The organism is Laspinema sp. D2d, from assembly GCF_025370755.1.
GTDB lineage: Bacteria > Cyanobacteriota > Cyanobacteriia > Cyanobacteriales > Laspinemataceae > Laspinema.
This window is the reverse complement of the sequence record NZ_JAMXFC010000004.1, coordinates 212,554-229,752: the sequence shown is the minus strand read 5'-3', so window position 1 is coordinate 229,752 and position 17,199 is coordinate 212,554. Positions and strand designations below refer to the sequence as shown.

Sequence of the window (17,199 nt, the reverse complement as noted above, 5' to 3'; positions counted from 1 at the left end):
TCAATCCAGTATGATCAAAGTAAAACCCGCGATCGCTCGCGGTGGGAAGGGAACTCAAGAAACAACAAGGGGGGAAGTCAGTTCACGTTTACCACTCTTTGGGGGCAGTTAAGTATAAGTTAATCGCCGCTATGGGGGTCGGTGTGACTCGTGCTTTACTGTGAAAGCCGAAGAAACAGGATTACTCTGTCCACCCCAAGAGGATGCGGCATTTGCTGAAGCGATTGATCGGATTCTGTCCAATCCCACCTGGGGCGATCGCCTCAAAGAAGCATCCCGAGAACGAGTAGAAAACCTGTGTAGTTGGGATGGAGTTGCCACACAACTGGGCGAACTTGATCAGCAATTGCTGACAGAGACCCTGATAGAACCGTACCTAGAAAAAGCGATCGCTTAGAATCCGTTTTTGGAACACTGATTCTCCCCGGATTAACCTCCTGTATTCCTTATCACCCCGTAAGTTCAAACCCACCTACGGGGTTTTGTCTCAATAGCCCCTGACTCTCTCCTCTTAGCAAAAATATTATGGAAATACGCGGCGTTTGGATGACGACTACCGATAGTCAAGTCTTCCGATCCCAAGAAAAAATCAATGAAGCAGTCGCCTTTCTCGCCGAGACAGGATTTAATGTAATTTTTCCGGTCGTCTGGACCAAAGGATTAACCCTCTATCCCAGTCGGGTTTTAAGGGAGACCTTTGGCATGGAAATTGATCCCCTCTATCAAGGTCGAGACCCTTTAGGTGAACTGATTGCAGCGGCGAAGTCCTGTGGGATTGCCGTGATTCCCTGGTTTGAATATGGATTCGCCAGTTCCTATCAGTCTAATGGGGGAATGGTACTGCAAAAAAAACCGGAATGGGCCGCCAAAGACCTCTCGGGAAATCTTCTCAACAAAAATGGGTTTGAGTGGATGAATGCCTTGCACCCAGAGGTTCAAAATTTCTTGTCCCAGTTAATTTTAGAAGTGGTCCAAAATTACGCGATCGCAGGTATCCAAGGAGATGATCGCCTCCCGGCATTCCCCCGAGAAGGGGGCTACGATGAGTTTACCCGAAACCTTTATCGTCAGACCTTTCAGTGCGATCCCCCGTCCAATTGTCAAGACTCCCAGTGGTTGCAATGGCGGGCGGATTTACTCACGGAATTTTTATCGCAACTGTCTCAACAAATTAAGGGAATTAATCCAAATTTATTGGTTTCCCTTTCCCCCAATATTTATCCGTGGTGTTTAAATGAATACCTGCAAGATTCTCAAACCTGGCTGAACCGAGGCTTGACAGATTTGATGCATCCTCAGATTTATCGCCGGGATTTTCAGAGTTATCAACGGGTGGTTAATCAAATGGTAAACAGCCCTTGTTTTTCCGAACAGTTACCGCGCATTTCTCCAGGGATTTTGATTAAGTTAGGCAAATATCGGATTAGTCCGGAATATTTGTTGAGTGCGATCGACTACAATCGGGCTTGTGGGCTTCCGGGAGAGGTGTTATTTTTTTATGAAGGGTTACGGGAAGATAATAATGCGTTAGCGAAACCCTTGCGATCGCGCTATAGTAGCCCTGTGCCGTTTCCCACTGCCCTAGAGTTAAATCAATGGGTTGCCAATCAACCAACAGCCAAAACAAACCGCCGGGGTTCCGGTTGGTTAAATTGGCTGAAGAGTCGATTGTAGGGGAGATTTGGGAGGGGTAGCAAGATTGGCGATCGGTCTATTTAATCCAGCGATCGATCGCCGGTTGCCACTTGCGCTCAGTCAGATAAGCAAGGCCGATTAATATCATCAAATTTAATCCATAGAATGCCCAATTTTTCGGTAAATTAGAATTCAAACCCCATTGAACTAAAAGGGGGTAACTAAATATATAAATTCCATAAGAAATGGGAGCTAAAATGGAAAAATAACCTAAGATTCGATTAAAATAAATCAGGTGATGACGATACCAATACAGTCCGCCGGTCAAGAGTAGAAACGCTGCTAAGAAATGCCGAAACATTAAAAAAGGATAGTGACCGGGCTTAAGTTCAGACTCCCCTAACACAGGAAGGGCAGAAATTAGCACCATTCCGAATAGGGTCAGTAAAATGGGTTGCATATTTTTAAAGGTAAATGTCCTGTCTTTTAAAAATAAGTTGGCTATTTCTACCCCAACCCATCCGATAATAAAGTAAGAACAAATTAAAGAAATTTGATTAGGAAAAAACACATAAGTTAGATAGGACCCTGCTGAAAATAAAAAAACAGAGTAAATCCGACGAGTTTGATTGATAACCGAATGAATGAGGGGATAAAACATCAAGTAAAACCACCATTCATAGGATAATGACCAGAGGGGTAGATTGCCTAAAAACGGGTAAAACCAAGTTCCCGGTTTAACACTACCAAAATCCTGGAGTAACAAAAAATTACCAATAATGTCAACCCCGGATAATTTGTGAAGGAGCGTTCCATTCCAGGCAAAAATTAACACCGAAAGCAACATGGAAAGGATTAAAGGAAAATAGATTCTTCTAAATCGCTTAATGAAGTAGGTCCCAAAAGATAAATCCGGGTGACGGAATATAGAGATGCGGACCAAAAATCCACTTAAAATAAAAAATACAATGACGGCTTCTTGTCCCGCCGAAAATATTAATTTAACAAAATCCGGAACGAGGTTTAAACTATGTAACCCGTAAATAAAATTATGAATTAAAATATAAAAACAGGCTGCTCCCCGAATGGCATCAAGCTTGGGAAAATAAAATTTTTCACCCATATTCGTTCAATCCTATAGGATAGAGTATTCGGAGATAGTTTAGGGCGAAGGACAATTTCCCCGTTGCATAGCTCTAAAATGCCCAAGCTTTTTTATTTTAAAGAATCATTTTAATTGGCTTAAGGCGATTGGATATCAGGGTAGCGTCGTGAATCTATCAGGAGATAAAACTGATTGAAGGGGGCGGTGCAGCCCGGAGTAAAAGAGGAACTATCCCCCTGTGGGGGGTGGAGTCATTATTATATTATAAGCCAGAAACATCAATTTGCAATAAAAGGGTGAGGTTAAATTCAATGTTTTGAAATGAGGAGGCGATCGCTTACCTTTACGCAGGCGGTACAAAAAACTCGACGGGTCAGATCCAGGGACAGACGGACCCAATCGGGCAACCTCTGGTTATAAGTATCGCGAATTTTCTCTGGGTAAACTATGAACTCAGATGGAAAGAAAATGTGGACTGACGGTATAGTTCAGTGGCAATTTCCACAGGAACAGGCTGACTAAATAAATAACCTTGGGCGGCATCACAATTTACGGACTTCAAAAATTCCAACTGTTCTAATGTTTCCACCCCTTCAGCCATCACCTCTAAATTCAACCCATGCCCTAGGGTCAGAATTGTCTCAATAATAGCCGCATCATGGGATTTAGTCGTGACTTCCTGAATAAATGAACGGTCAATTTTTAATTGATCTAACGGGAAATGCTTCAGGGAGGATAACGATGAATATCCCGTGCCAAAATCATCCAAGGCAATGGCAATTCCCATTTCATGGAATCCATGCAAGAGAGAAATGGTTAAATCAACATCCTCCATCGCAATACTTTCCGTGATTTCCAACTCTAAATAGCAAGGAGCGAGTTTGGTTTGTCTTAAAATTTGGGCGATTTCTTGTAGTAAATTTTGTTGATGAAACTGACGCGCCGATAAATTGACCGCCATTCTAATCGGGGGTAGTCCGGCTAACTGCCATTGGTAATTTTGCCAGGTTGCCGCTTCGATCGCCCAAGCCCCAATCGGACAAATCAAACCCGTTTCTTCTGCCAAAGGAATAAATTCACCGGGGGCAACTAACCCTAGTTCAGGATGCTGCCAGCGAATCAGCGCTTCCATACTGATAATTCGTCCGGTTTTTAAATTAATTTGAGGTTGATAGTACATCCGGAACTCATTCCGTTCTAATGCTTTGTGCAAACTCGTTTCTAACACGAGTCTTTCAAAAGCTTTCGTCCCGATCGCGGGGGTGTAAAGCTGATAGTTGTTCCTCCCTTGTTGTTTGGCTCGATACATCGCTGCATCCGCATTTTTTAAAAGTGTTTCTACATCTTCTCCATCATAGGGAGCTAGGGCAATTCCTAAGCTGGCTTTGACATAAAAATCCTGACCTTCTAACCGAAACGGGTCGTGAAAACACTGTAAAATTTTGTTGCTAATTTCCGTCACATCCTCAGCGGAACTCAAATGATTAATTAAAAACGTAAACTCATCCCCCCCCCAACGGGCCAGCATATCTTCTTCGGGCAAAGAACGACTTAAACGTTCGGCGACAATTTTGAGGAGCACATCTCCCAAAGCATGACCGAGGGTATCATTAATCGTTTTAAATCCATCTAAATCCAGAAAAATTACCCCGAGCATTTCGGCCCGGTGTTGGGTATCAGCGAGGGCCAAAGAAAGGCGCTCGTTAAAGAGAAGACGATTGGCTAAACCCGTCAGGCGATCGTGAGAGGCTTCATGACGAATCAACTTTTCTACTCGTCGTTGCATCACGGCCATATAGAGATGAGTCCCCACGGATTCAGCCAGTTTAATTTCTTCAATTTTCCAAATTTTGGTCTGTCCTTTTTTAAGTTCTCGCCACGCTTCAAAGGAAGCGCGAGGTCTCCGGTTTCGTTCATCTACATCATTTTTCCCCGCCCATAATGTTTCGGTTTCAATTTCATTCCTAAACAGGGTCAAACACCCTAAATATTGTTTATTATATTTTAAAGGAACAATCAAAATAGAGCGAATTTGAGTCGGTTTAAAAGCCGAGGATAAGGGACTAAAAGCTGGGGTTTGATAAAGATTGCCGATATTAACACTGTGCAGATAAACGGGAGAATGTGAGGAAGGGTGCGCTTCTTTATTCCCGTTTAAATGAGCGGGTAAATCGAGTTCATATCCCTCAGAGATCGCCTGTTCTGGGGCCGAGATATTTTCCTTGCGATCGCTCCCCGTCTGGGTCTGCGTCGGCACAATCTGATCACTCCCATTAATCAACTGTTGCCAACAATCTGTTTCTTCAATCCAAGCCATACTCGGTTGAACACCATAAGTATAGATTTGAGCCACTGCCCCAGTCATGTCTGGATTGATATAAAGTCGGCCTCCATCAGCTTTTAACGCTAAAACCGTTTCTTTCAAAACAGTTTGGCGAATTTTTTTGAGGTCTAAAGGCGAGTGCAGCAATCCACTAATTTTATTAAGGACCGCTTCATCGCGAGCTTGATTGCGAGTACGATTTAATAAATCGGATTGGGCGATCGCAATCGACATTTGATCCACCAGCAATTGGACAATCTCAATTTCTCGTTCTGAATATCGCCTCGGTTTACCATGATGAGAAACCAACAATCCCCAAAGATGGTGTTGATGGAGAATCGGAATGGCTAAAGAAGAAGATACCCCCATATTAGTCAGATATTCCCCATGACAGGGGTCTACGGGCCAATAGCGGATACCTCCTCGGCTGATACTTTCTCCATTGTCTGAAAAATCAAGTTCTTCAGTGGTTTTTCGTCCCGATGGCACATCTACGATCACCCGTTGACGGGCCGTTAGAAATAACTCTCGGGACTTCATGGGAATATCCGTAGCGGGAAACCTTAGCCCCAACATTGAGGGTAAGCGATCGCTTTGAATCGATTCCGCAATGACCTCTCCGCTGCCATCTTCTTCAAATCGATAAATTTTGACCCGATGGGTATTTAAAAAAGCTCGAATTTCTCGGGCGGTGGTTTCTAAAATTTCATGTAATTCTAAAGATTGCCGAATCCGACTGGCAATCCGGTTCAATAAATTTTCTCGGTCTAATATTGGCGCTGAACTGCGCTTTATTTTTCTACGAATCATTGCTGAATTCTACCTTTGATTAGCATATTAATTTTAATCGGGGCTCCCCAGAGCCGGTAATTTACCTAAACTGCCGCTCAACTGACTGAGCTAACTCCTGCCCCGAAAATTTTTAGTCAAGAATACCCAACATTACCCCCTTGCCCTGGGGCGGTTATTCTAGGTGTTACAGGTTAATTTACTTATCAATTACTCAACCTCAAAGTATTTATATTAATTTTACGAGTTTTAAACAGAAAATATGAAAACGGGCCATTGTTTTGATATTTTTTAATAAAGGGACGCGATCGCCTCTCCCATGAGCCTTGAATCCCTCGCCCCAAGGTTGGAAAAACCAGCCGAGGCTCCTCATCCCCCACCTGAACGGAAATTGCTCCCAATCCGGGATAGGGTAAAGAATCCTCCTCTGGGCTATCCCGTTAAAACCAGGTCCTGCCCCCTCCAGCAACCTCTATTTAAACCCTCCCTAGAGGCTCCTCCCCGGGACCCCGGCTGTGCAGAACCCCAAGGTTTTCCGAATTAGAGAAACACCAAAGGAAACCTCATCCCCATTCTCATGTTACAATCCGATTTCTCTGAATGCGTGAGGCGATCGCCCCCTTGCACTCACCTTAAGGGGAGAGAACAATTGAGCAAGCGGCGATCGCATGAGCTAAGGACTGGCAATCAAGGATTTTTCCTGAACCCGAGGCATTCTGTGTTAAAATATATTTCGCAGATAAAGTTTGATTGTCGTGTTTGTTGCGATACAGACAAGCCAACAAACACTATCGGGTTTTAAAGCCAATTCATAACAGATAGCCAGTTTCGGACAAAGCGCGATGGGACAGCTTTGTGCTCCTATCTCCGAGCCTTCGATTGTGAACCCCACCCTCGCAAACGGCTCGACAGGGGAGGACCGCCCCCATCAGCTATTTCCGTGACTGGGATATCAAGCTTACCCGAGTTGGGGTAGAGCATATTTCACCCGCCCATCTTATTGTTGATACTCAGGAGGATACCGGATGACTCAAGTCGTTGTCGGCGAAAATGAAGCGATCGAATCTGCACTACGCCGCTTTAAGCGTCAAGTTGCAAAAGAGGGAATTTATGCAGATATGAAGCGTCAGCGTCACTTTGAAACTCCCCTAGAAAAGCGTAAGCGCAAAGAAATCGCACGCCGACGCAAACGCAGATATTCCAGATAGAAGACCCTCAACCCGCTCATCGGAGCGGGGGTCATCATTTGCAACTCGCCTTTGCAGTAGATAGTCCGGGAGTGGGAAGCAGCTTGCGAGAAGCGCTAATACTGCTTTAACGCCCGTTCTATCTCCCGCTTGTGGTCCCGTTCTTTCACCGCCGCTCGCTTATCGTGGAGCTGCTTACCTCGGACAAGAGCAATCTCTACCTTAACTAATCCACGCTTGAGATACATCTTCGTCGGTACCATTGTCAAGCCTTTCTGTTCTACCTTACCAATCAATTTGCGGATTTGATCCCGGTGCAGCAAAAGTTTCCGACTCCGGGTCGGCTCATGGTTAAAATAGAGACTGGCCGTCTGATAGGGGGAAACATTCACATTAAGCAGCCACGCCTCCGCATCCCGAAACAAAACATACCCATCTCGGATATTTACCTTCCCTTCCCGAATGGATTTGACCTCGGTCCCCTTTAATGCAATCCCCGCTTCATAGGTTTCCAGAATCTCATATAAAAAACGGGCTTGGCGATTATCACTGACTATTTTGATGCCTTCGCTTTGTTGCGCCATCTGTATTTCTTAGTGTCTACTCATTACTATAGATCCCCGAAAGGCAATTCAGCTAAAAACTAGCTTGAACGCCTTTGTCTTATTTCTAGCCTATCGTTTTTAATCGACGGCTTACATCACTCTAACCTGATCTCCCTTACCCCTACCCCATCAACCTAAAACCTACAGACTTAAAGTCGTTCCCCTTGTACCGTTGCCCCCAGATTGTAGTAACGACTGAAGTCGTTCTCTAGTCCAAAGCTACAAGAAAACCCCGCACCCTTGAGGGTGCGGGGTTTTATAGACCTATCACAACCGAATTCCGTTTCATCCTCTATTCCTGCTCTCGTCCAGAATTGAGCATCATCCTGAAATCTTTGAGAGGGGACGGGACCTGGGGTAAATCCCTTGACGAGAGGGCCGTCTAATCTTCTAAGGAAATCTTTTCCATCCCCAGTTCCCGACTCCCGGTTCTCGCCCAACGTGCCGTCGCTTCATTGCCCTTAAATTCATAATCCAACACCGCAAGGTTAGCGCTAGTCCCCCACCCGACAACTAGCCAATCATCCACCCGCAACCCGATCCCGCGATAGGTTTGATCATCGACATTCCAGGTGACTTGATAGATATCGCGGGATTCGGTAATGGTTAATTCTCCACTGAACGAAGAATCGGCTTCTCCAGGGTCTGTACTCCTAATTTGATAGGTCCCGGCTAACTGTCCCGATCGCCCTCCGGTGGCAAGTTCGGTGCCGACTTCACCCTTGGCACTACTCAGGGTCCATTTGCCATCTAGGGTGCCATCGTCCTCGATTCGATACAGGGCCACACCATAAATCTCCTCATCCAGTCCGGCCCCCACCAGTAAGCGCCCCTCTTCATAGAACCCCAACCCGGAATAATTGCCTTCGGAGGTTTCCCAAGAAACTTGATAAAGGTTGTCGGTATTCCCGATCGCGGTGATATCCAGACTGCCGGTATAAGCTTGACCCCGGGGAGTTTTCGCTTCCGTAATCCCCCAGACTCCTTCAAGGCGATCGGGTGCGGACTGTCGTCGCCAGAAAAATGCAGTTTGATTCGATTCTATTTCCTGAAGCACAGGCTGTTCGATCGCCCCGATGGTGGGGGATGCAGCCCCGGCCAACACCATTAGGACACTCAAGAGATAACGGGCTGTATTTCGATAAGTCATGATCAGGTTTCTCCTCTGTTGAATCATGTCAAGGCTTGAGATTACCCGGAACAGGGGCTTGCTTTGCAATCCCCCTACTCTGATGAAGGCAGATGACCCGGTTGCAGTCAGGAGGGTTTCGTGGGGGTCGGAGTCTCTGAAAACCTCCGGGGTGGGGGTAAAGGCTCTCCAAAACCTCCCAAATGCCCACCCTACAGATGTTTCAGCTTAGTCAATAGAGTTCACCCTATGCCTTAAGAGGTATTTTGTCAAAAAAAATTGAAAAACTCTTGACATTTCAGTTTCAAACGGTAACAATGAATACAGAAAGTAAATCGTTCATCCCTAACCACAAGCCAGTTCATCTCTGAACGGCATGAAACTGGCAAGGGACGGAAGTAGGGAGTCACTCCCGAAGGAACGCGCCTCAACCTACAAACAAGACTCTATTTAGGAGGCGAAAAACATGAAACTTTCATATCGTGGCACCACTTACGAATATACTCCCGCCGAAGTTGATGTTACCGAAGGCGAACTGGCTGGTAAATATCGCGGGTTAGATTGGAAATTTTGCAATCAGAAGAAAGCGCCGGTTCAACAAGCAACCGTGGAACTGAAGTATCGGGGCGTTGCGTTGACCACTGGTGAACCGCAGTCCGCAAATCCCTCGACACCGGAACAAGCGCGCCGTCTGATGATGGATCGGCAAGTCAAAGGGGCAAAACGTCAGCGGTCCATGTTGAGCCGGTTGACGGCTGAACTCAAGAGCATCCCGGTTCTTGCCCATTAAGGGAAAGTAATTTGAGACCCAGCCTGGTTCGCTAAAGGCTGAGTATAAATTCTCAACAACTTAACCGCTTAAAATATCTCCCATCGGGGGGATATTTTTTTATGGGCTTTTATGGGGCAAACAATGGCAACTAGACCATCGGTCCCATAACGACAAGACCCAAAAATGAGTAAACTGACGCGGTTTCTCTGGCTGCTAGTGAAGTGAAGTCCTAGAGCAAAGGAAGGGGTCTTTATATGTCAAAATTAAGGAGAGATCAGCAGCCGGTTCAGCTTTGCTCAGTCGTTTAAGCTCATTACCCTGGATTAATCACCGATTTTTGAGAACCTAGCCCTCGTTAATTATGACCCAATTTGACGAATTGCAGCCCCCCGAAGGGTTAACCCCACCCCCATCGCCCCCGGAAAGTTCACCTCCGGCGAGACCGATTGCCCCGGTGTGGTCCTGGGTCAACCACTTGCTGGGAGCGGGTTCTGACTATGAACGGGGGAATCGACTGTATGAACAAAAAAATTATGCCGGGGCCGTCGGCTTTTATGATAGAGCGATTCAAAAAAAGCCCACCATGCATCGGGCTTTACTGAAACGCGGCACGGCCCTGATGAATTTACATCGCTATGAAGAGGCGATCGCTGGTTATGATGGGGCGATTCAAGTCAACCCCGATGACTATTGGGGCTGGACCTTCCGAGGTCGGTGTCTGTTTCACCTAAACCGATATCAGGAAGCCTTGGCTTCTTTTGATCAAAGCATTCAAATTAATAGTAATCAATATGAAGCCTGGTATTTTCGAGGGCGATCGCTCTTAGAACTCCAACAATATAAAGCCGCCGTTACTGCCTTTAATAAAGTCGTCAAACTCAAACCTAAACTCTCTGGCGGATGGTATTACCGAGCTCTAACTTTCCTAGCCCTCGATCGCCCAGAATTGGCCTTAGCATCCCTGGAACAAGCCGTTGCCCTGGACCCCCAAAATCCAGCCGCTTGGTTTAATCAAGGAGTTGCCCTCGATCGCCTACAGCGCTACACCGAAGCCATCACCGCTTACGATCGCACCCTGCAACTCGTCCCAGAGAATGCCGCATCCTGGTTTAATCGCGGAGTCAGCTTGGAAAAGTTGCAACGCTATACCGATGCCGTCGTCTCCTTTGATCGGGTAATTCAATTCGCCCCCAGCAATCCCTTAGTTTGGTTTTATAAAGGCCGTGCCCTCAAACATCAATGGGTAGAAGCGGCGATCGGCTGTTTTGATAAAGCGATTGAATTACATCCCAATTGGCCCGAAGCTTGGATGAATCGTGGCATCGCCCTCTCGGATGCCGGTCAGTATGAAGTCGCCTTAAGTTCCTTTGACCAAGCCACTAAAATTAATCCCAATTTATCCACAGCTTGGTTGGGTCGGGGCATGGCTTTGTATGGGCTAGGCCGCTATAAAGATGCCATTCAAGCCCTGAGCAATGCCCTTCAAATTCAGCCCAATTTTCCCGAAGCTTGGTATCACCGAGGACTGGCTTTAGAGCAACTTCAACGATATGAAGAAGCCTTAATTGCTTATGAAAAAGTCGTCCAAGTGACCCAAGAACCGATGTTTCTTTATCGGTCCTGGGTGAAGCGGTCCGAAGTGTTGGAAAAACTCGAACGCTATACTGAAGCTCTCGATGCCTTTGGGAAAGTGCTGGAAGTTAAACCCAACGATGCTCAAGCCTGGATGAAACGGGGGGATTTACTCTCTTTAGCCCAGCGGTATATTGATGCAATTGTGGCCTATGACCAGGCGATCGCTATCTGGCCTAACCATTATGAACCCTGGATGAAACGAGGGCGGGTTCTAAGTAAAATTGGTCAATATCCCCAGGCGATCGGTGCTTATGATACGGTGATCCAAATGAAACCCACCCATTCCCCAGCTTGGTTGCGCCGAGGAGAATGCTTGGAGAAATTGCATCGCTATCCCGAAGCGGCCCGATCCTACGGCGTGGCCCTGGAAGTTGATCCCACCTGTACCGATGCGATCGACAAACGGAACCGCCTTCATGAAAAACTGGCACAAAATCCAGTTTTTCCCACTGAAACTGATTTAACTTAGAGGAAAAAAGTCAGTTCGTTTCCCTCTTATTCAGGGTCAAGCAATGTTAAAACAAATGACAGTAGCAACAGCCGTTGGATTGATTCAACTGGGGATATTCCCCAATCTGGCTTGCAGTGCGAACCCCGAACACCTCTTGCAGCTACAAACCGGGAATGAATGTCGCAACTGTGACCTCAGTGGGGCCGACCTCACCGGCTTAGATTTACGGGGTGCGGATTTAATGGGTGCCAATTTGCGAGAAGCCACTCTCACTTACGCCAATCTTATGAGTGCCAATTTAACCGCTGCTGACCTTCAAAATGCTATTTTGATTGAGACGAATTTGTTTAGTGCCAACCTCAGTTATGCCAATCTTAGCGGGACAAATTTGCTTGATGCGATTTTAGTTAGTGCTAATATTACGGGTACGGACTTTACAGGGGCAGTGCTTCAGGGCATCAGTGGTATAGAAGTCCGGAGTCAGGGTTTAGAATAAATTCGTTGAGAGACTAAAAGGATGGATACCCGATTCCATCAAGGGGACAATTAACAAGGTGGCTTTACAACATTTCTGAGTAGGGGCAAGAACTGAAGAGGAGAGTGCCGATACAATTTTAAAGCTAAAAGACAAGAAACTGGGTTTTTACTGCCAATTTTTTGGACAGTTTGCATTAAACTTCTTGCCAAATTCTACAAAGCCCCCTAGGAATTAAACCTTAGCCCTCATTCCGGATTGCTCCCCTCAACTCCCCTTGCTAAACTGGCCTAATTTAGGGCATGAAAATCACTCAAATCCTGCCAATTTACTATGCGATCCTCTTATATTCAGTCGGGTTTATGGCTGCTGATGCTGGCTGCGGTTCAGTTAGCTTTGTTTCCCATTTTCGTCGGAATAATGTTCCAGGAAAAATTCATCTTCGGAACGATTGAATGGGGCGGATTGCTTCCGCAGACGCCGGGGAATTGGCAGTTAATTTTTTGGATACAGACCCTCGCCTCTGTTGCGGGAATTCCGATGCTGGGAAAATTTTATTATCCCCAACTGGGAGAAGACCTCAAAAAGATATTCCGAAGAGAAAATACTAAGGTCTTAAAGATTGCCATTCTGAGTGGATTCTCCCTGTTTGTAGCGTGGGAGGCGATCGCGATTGGCTGTTGGCAAATTCCCGCTGGGGTCGTCGTGGGATTTTTCCTGATCTATCCCATTTTAACTACCCTTGGGGCCTGGAAATTCTGGGGATATCGTCCCCATCAAACTCGGATTACGGCGATGACTATTGTCACTATTGGGAGTTTATTCGCCTTAAAAGTTCCGGCTATGTTTGCGGCAACTCCTATCCAAGGGTTTTTGGGAATTTTGGCGGGTATTGTTGGGGGGATTGCCTTTGCGAGTTCTTTGCTGTTGACCTATCGAGGGACGCGATCGCTTCATCCCCTCCCTTTTAGTGCGATCGCCTTGGCAACCCTGTTGGGATTTGCGTCCCTGAGTTTAATCTTCCCGTTACCCGGGACTGCGATCGCGATGCCACTCTCGGAGTTACCCCGTCTGATAGTCGGGAGTCTAATTTTAGGGATGTTAACTCTAGTCGGTTATTCCTTCACTGCATACGGCATTTTACTCGCTGGAGTGACTCGGGGGGCGATCGCGATCGCCAGTGTCCCGGCATGGTTTGTTCTCTTGGGTTCAATCTTGATTCAGGATTTTTTGAATCTTAAACAAATCTTTGCTTTAGTGATTGTCATTTTAGGATTATTAGTCTTAATTACTGAACCAATGGTTCGGCAAGATTGGTATGATTAATCCGTGGGCATTCATCCAGCCAAAATTTATCCAGTGGCGAAGAGTCACCGGAATTAAAGCATCATTAGAAAAAAATTAGCCAATCCAGGGATAAAACATGATAGAGGGCGATCGCTTAATCTTGCGAGACTGTCGCTTACTCACTGGGGAACAGGTGGATATTCAGGTGGAAGAGGGGCGGATCGCAGCGATCGCCCCCCAACTTCCCAGAGAGGCCCCTCGTGAACTGAATGTTCAGGGTCACTTGGTTAGTCCTCCGTTGGTTGAATCTCACATTCATTTAGATTCTGCCTTAACTGCCGGAGAACCCCGGTACAATCAAAGCGGTACGTTATTTGAGGGAATTCAAATTTGGGGGGAACGTAAGCCCCAATTGACCCGGGCGGATGTCAAGCAACGGGCGATGGCAACCTTGAAACAATTGGCATCCCAGGGGGTGTTATTCGTTCGTACTCATGTTGATGTGAGTACGCCAGACCTCACGGCATTACAGACCCTGTTAGAAGTGAGAGAGGCGATTCAAGACTGTATGACCTTGCAAGTGGTCGCATTTCCCCAAGATGGGATTTACGGAGAGGTCCAGACGGCAGAATTGCTGGAAGAAGCATTAAAACTGGGTGCGGATGTGGTGGGTGGGATTCCCCACTATGAATTGACCCGGGAGGATGGAGTGCGATCGGTGCATCGGATCTTTGAACTGGCGCAACAGTATGAGCGACTGATTGATATTCACTGCGATGAAATAGATGATGACCAGTCGCGCTTTCTGGAAGTGGTAGCCGCTTGTGCCATTCGCAGTGGCCTCGGTGAGCGAGTCACGGCTTCTCATACGACAGCTTTTGGGTCTTATAATAACGCTTATGCGAATAAATTGATGGGATTTTTGAGGCGATCGCAGATTAACTTTGTGGCGAATCCTTTAATTAATATTACTCTCCAAGGACGCACCGATACTTATCCCAAACGACGGGGCATCACCCGAGTCAAAGAATTATGGCAAAACGGTTTAAATGTCTCTTTAGGCCAGGACTGTATTCAGGACCCCTGGTACAGTTTAGGGACCGGAAATATGCTGGATGTGGCTTACATGGCGCTTCATGTTTGCCAGATGACTGGAATTGAGGAAATCAATGCCTGTTATGATATGGTTACCACTCACGGCGCAAAAACCTTACAAATTGAAGATAATTATGGTTTAGAAATTGGCAAACCGGCCAATTTAATTATCTGGCAAGCGGATAGTAAATTTGAGGTTTTACGCCGTCGGCCTCCGGTGAGATATGTCATGGTGCGAGGCCGATTAATCGCTCAAACTCAACCTGCAATCACAACTTGGGAATTGGAGGGGAAGCGTTTAAATTTAGAGCCATCTAACCATTAACCTTTCCAGATGATTAGACCCCAAAGCAATCCACTGAATTTTCTCCAAGATTTAGCGGGTAAAGAGGGGAATAGAAAGAGGAGGCTGAAAGCCGGATGAGCGGAATTAATCTGGAGATTGGGTTTCCTCCAAGTCTGCGATCGCCCGGAGAATATTTTGATAATCTAAATTCCCTAAATGATATTCTAACTGGTTAGCTAATGCGCTATTTTGTGGTTGGAGTCGAGCAATCAGTTCCTTGATTTCACTGAGATCAGCCGTATGGACCGCCTGGGTCATCTGCATCATCCATTCACTGATCAAGTGGGAGTGGGCAAACCGTTCAATTTTAGCCGATTTAATCGCATCCAAAATAATTTGATACTCAAAATTTTCCAGACAATCTCGAATATTTTGTTCTAATTCGCCGCATTCTGGGGGAATTTCTGGAAGCAAGCGATCGAGTCGGTCATCATCCAGGGCTAAAGTTGCATATTCTAGGTCACAAAGCATGGACGTAGGTAATTTTTTGAAATTTTTCCAACGCAACTGATTACTTTCACTAGGCGGGATTTTTTCAAAAGTGTCCGGGACCCCTAAGTGTTTAAAAATTTTTTCAAAAACTTGAGATTTTTGAATCGGTTTAACGAGGAAATCATCATATCCAGCCAATAAAATCGAGTCTTTATCTTTCTCAACAATCCGGGTAGTCATGGCGATAATGGGGGGGATGGATGTTTTAGAAGTTGCTTTAATCTGTTGGGCGGCTTCGCATCCATCCACCAGGGATATTCGCACATCCATCCAGATTAAATGGGGTTCAAAACTGTGGTAAATTTCTAGGGCTTCTTGACCATTTTTGGCTTCTCTCACCTCAAATCCTTCGGATGAGAGCATAGTGGTTAAGACTTCCCGGTTCGTGGCTTCCTCATCAGCCACCAAAATGCGATGGAGGGTAGGATCGGGCTCTTTATCGGAGTGCTTGGGTTCTACGGGCTTCACAACAATTTGAAATTTAAACGTAGTTCCCCTATTGGGTTCCGAACTGACGGTAATTTCTCCCCCTAACAGGCGCACATATTTACGACAGATCACTAACCCAAGTCCTGCCCCTTCTGGGTTAACTAGGCCCGTTTCCGTCTGTACAAATGGTTGGAATAGTTTGCTAAGGTCCTCGGGACTGATCCCGATGCCGGTATCAGTTACTTCAAAACTTAACCATGTTTTTTCCGGGTCTAAGATGGCATTGACCCGTAATTTAATTCCTCCGGAGAAGGTAAATTTAATGGCATTACTCAGGAGGTTGGTTAAAATTTGCTGGAGTTTGAGCCGATCGCTTTCAATGGTGGTCGGGACCCGATTTTCTACTAAAATTTCTAATTTAAGCCCTTTTTCTCGCAGTTTCAGGGCAAACACTTCTTGAAGTTCGACCAATATATCTTTTAAGATAAATGGGGTTACCGTAATTTCCCCTTCTTCCTCTTTTGATAAATCTAAAATATCATTAATTAACTTGAGAAGATGTTCACCACTGCGATGAATAATGCTTAAATTATTTTTTTGCTCTAGGGTGAGGTTGGAACTATGGGTCAACAACTGAGTGAACCCGAGAATTGCATTCAGAGGAGTCCGCAACTCATGGCTCATATTAGCTAGAAAGCTACTTTTGGCCCGATTCGCGGCATTCGCTAACTCTATGGCCTGTTGTAGGGATTCTTCCGTGCGTCGCCGAACCCCAATTTCTGCCTCCAGTTCCTGATTTTTTTCTTCGAGCTTTTGCTTGAGCTTTTTATTAGTTAACTGAGCTTCAATTCTAACTAAAATTTCCTCGGAGCGAAAGGGTTTGGTGATATAATCATTTGCTCCCTTTTTAAAAGCTTGCAATAAATTATCTATCTCATTACTAGCGGTTAAAAAAATAATCGGAATTTCGCTAAAATCAGGGTCTTTTTTTAAAATTTCACAGACTTCTATTCCGCTCATTTCAGGCATCATTAAATCCAGAAGAATTAAATCCGGCTGGGCGGTTTTTACCCGAGACAAAGCTTGTTGACCACTCGGGGCAAATGTGGTTTCATACCCCGCTAATTCTAATATTTCACCAATGACCTGTAGATTTTGTCTGACGTCATCTACCACTAAAATTAAACAATCTTCGGGTTTAAATAGCAACATAAAAGTTGGGATTTGACGGGTAAGAATTAAACAGCGGCCCAAGGCACTCATCCAATTAGTGCCACATCATTGGGGAAAGTTAGAGGTAGGTTTGGCCGGGGAGTCCCTTAAACAAGCGGAGTTCGGGTTGATTGAGAACAAGGAACCGGATGCACTCTGAGTTGGGCAGACCACCACCCGGGAGGCTTGGGGAATCAATTCCCTGGACAAGATTTTCTCAATTTGAACCATC

At 45.8% G+C, this 17,199-nt stretch carries 13 protein-coding genes and 1 riboswitch; of the genes, 8 read left to right on the top strand and 5 right to left on the bottom strand.

Annotated features, from left to right (window positions below; genetic code table 11):
• Positions 1–160: 160 nt before the first annotated feature.
• Together NG796_RS04515 and NG796_RS04510 are read left to right on the top strand one after the other, a co-directional pair.
• Complete coding sequence (locus tag NG796_RS04515; protein WP_261204720.1) at positions 161–397, top strand: hypothetical protein; 237 nt, start codon at positions 161–163, stop codon at positions 395–397.
• A gap of 128 nt (positions 398–525) precedes the next feature.
• A complete protein-coding gene (locus NG796_RS04510; RefSeq protein WP_261204719.1) occupies positions 526–1,674 on the top strand; it encodes a glycoside hydrolase family 10 protein in 1,149 nt (382 codons plus the stop codon).
• 37 nt (positions 1,675–1,711) lie between these two features.
• Here NG796_RS04510 and NG796_RS04505 read toward each other — a convergent pair whose 3' ends face one another.
• Together NG796_RS04505 and NG796_RS04500 are read right to left on the bottom strand one after the other, a co-directional pair.
• A complete protein-coding gene (locus NG796_RS04505; RefSeq protein ID WP_261204718.1) occupies positions 1,712–2,758 on the bottom strand; it encodes an acyltransferase family protein in 1,047 nt (348 codons plus the stop codon).
• Positions 2,759–3,185: 427 nt separating this feature from the next.
• Complete coding sequence (locus tag NG796_RS04500; RefSeq protein ID WP_261204717.1) at positions 3,186–5,873, bottom strand: EAL domain-containing protein; 2,688 nt, start codon at positions 5,871–5,873, stop codon at positions 3,186–3,188.
• A 1,004-nt stretch (positions 5,874–6,877) separates the two neighbouring features.
• Here NG796_RS04500 and rpsU point away from each other — a divergent pair.
• Positions 6,878–7,060 (top strand): 30S ribosomal protein S21, encoded by a 183-nt coding sequence (gene rpsU, locus NG796_RS04495; protein ID WP_015149204.1) that lies wholly within the window; start codon positions 6,878–6,880, stop codon positions 7,058–7,060.
• A gap of 95 nt (positions 7,061–7,155) precedes the next feature.
• On the opposite strand, the gene smpB is transcribed toward rpsU, so the two are convergent.
• The gene (gene smpB, locus NG796_RS04490) at positions 7,156–7,623 is read right to left on the bottom strand and encodes an SsrA-binding protein SmpB (protein WP_261204716.1); all 468 of its coding nucleotides are present in this window, start codon (positions 7,621–7,623) and stop codon (positions 7,156–7,158) included.
• Positions 7,624–8,026: 403 nt separating this feature from the next.
• Positions 8,027–8,794: a hypothetical protein gene (locus tag NG796_RS04485; RefSeq protein WP_261204715.1), complete on the bottom strand. Its 768-nt coding sequence runs from the start codon at positions 8,792–8,794 to the stop codon at positions 8,027–8,029.
• Positions 8,795–9,107: 313 nt separating this feature from the next.
• A riboswitch (Glutamine riboswitch) is annotated at positions 9,108–9,200 on the top strand.
• Positions 9,201–9,239: 39 nt separating this feature from the next.
• On the opposite strand from NG796_RS04485, the gene NG796_RS04480 reads away from it, so the two are divergent.
• The 5 genes from NG796_RS04480 (at position 9,240) to codA (ending at position 14,813) form a co-directional block, all read left to right on the top strand.
• Positions 9,240–9,563 carry a DUF4278 domain-containing protein gene (locus NG796_RS04480; RefSeq protein ID WP_261204714.1) on the top strand — a complete coding sequence of 108 codons (324 nt, stop codon included), beginning with the start codon at positions 9,240–9,242 and terminating at the stop codon, positions 9,561–9,563.
• Between the two features lie 343 nt (positions 9,564–9,906).
• Complete coding sequence (locus tag NG796_RS04475; RefSeq protein ID WP_261204713.1) at positions 9,907–11,649, top strand: tetratricopeptide repeat protein; 1,743 nt, start codon at positions 9,907–9,909, stop codon at positions 11,647–11,649.
• Positions 11,650–11,704: 55 nt separating this feature from the next.
• Positions 11,705–12,127 carry a pentapeptide repeat-containing protein gene (locus NG796_RS04470; protein WP_261204712.1) on the top strand — a complete coding sequence of 141 codons (423 nt, stop codon included), beginning with the start codon at positions 11,705–11,707 and terminating at the stop codon, positions 12,125–12,127.
• A gap of 312 nt (positions 12,128–12,439) precedes the next feature.
• Positions 12,440–13,432 (top strand): DMT family transporter, encoded by a 993-nt coding sequence (locus NG796_RS04465; RefSeq protein ID WP_261204711.1) that lies wholly within the window; start codon positions 12,440–12,442, stop codon positions 13,430–13,432.
• 97 nt (positions 13,433–13,529) lie between these two features.
• Positions 13,530–14,813, top strand: coding sequence for a cytosine deaminase (gene codA / locus NG796_RS04460; protein ID WP_261204710.1), 1,284 nt, complete (start codon positions 13,530–13,532; stop codon positions 14,811–14,813).
• A 105-nt stretch (positions 14,814–14,918) separates the two neighbouring features.
• Here the strand turns inward: codA and NG796_RS04455 are convergent, their stop codons facing one another.
• On the bottom strand, positions 14,919–17,018 hold the full coding sequence (locus tag NG796_RS04455; protein ID WP_261204709.1) for a response regulator: 2,100 nt from the start codon (positions 17,016–17,018) through the stop codon (positions 14,919–14,921).
• Between the last annotated feature and the right edge of the window lie 181 nt (positions 17,019–17,199).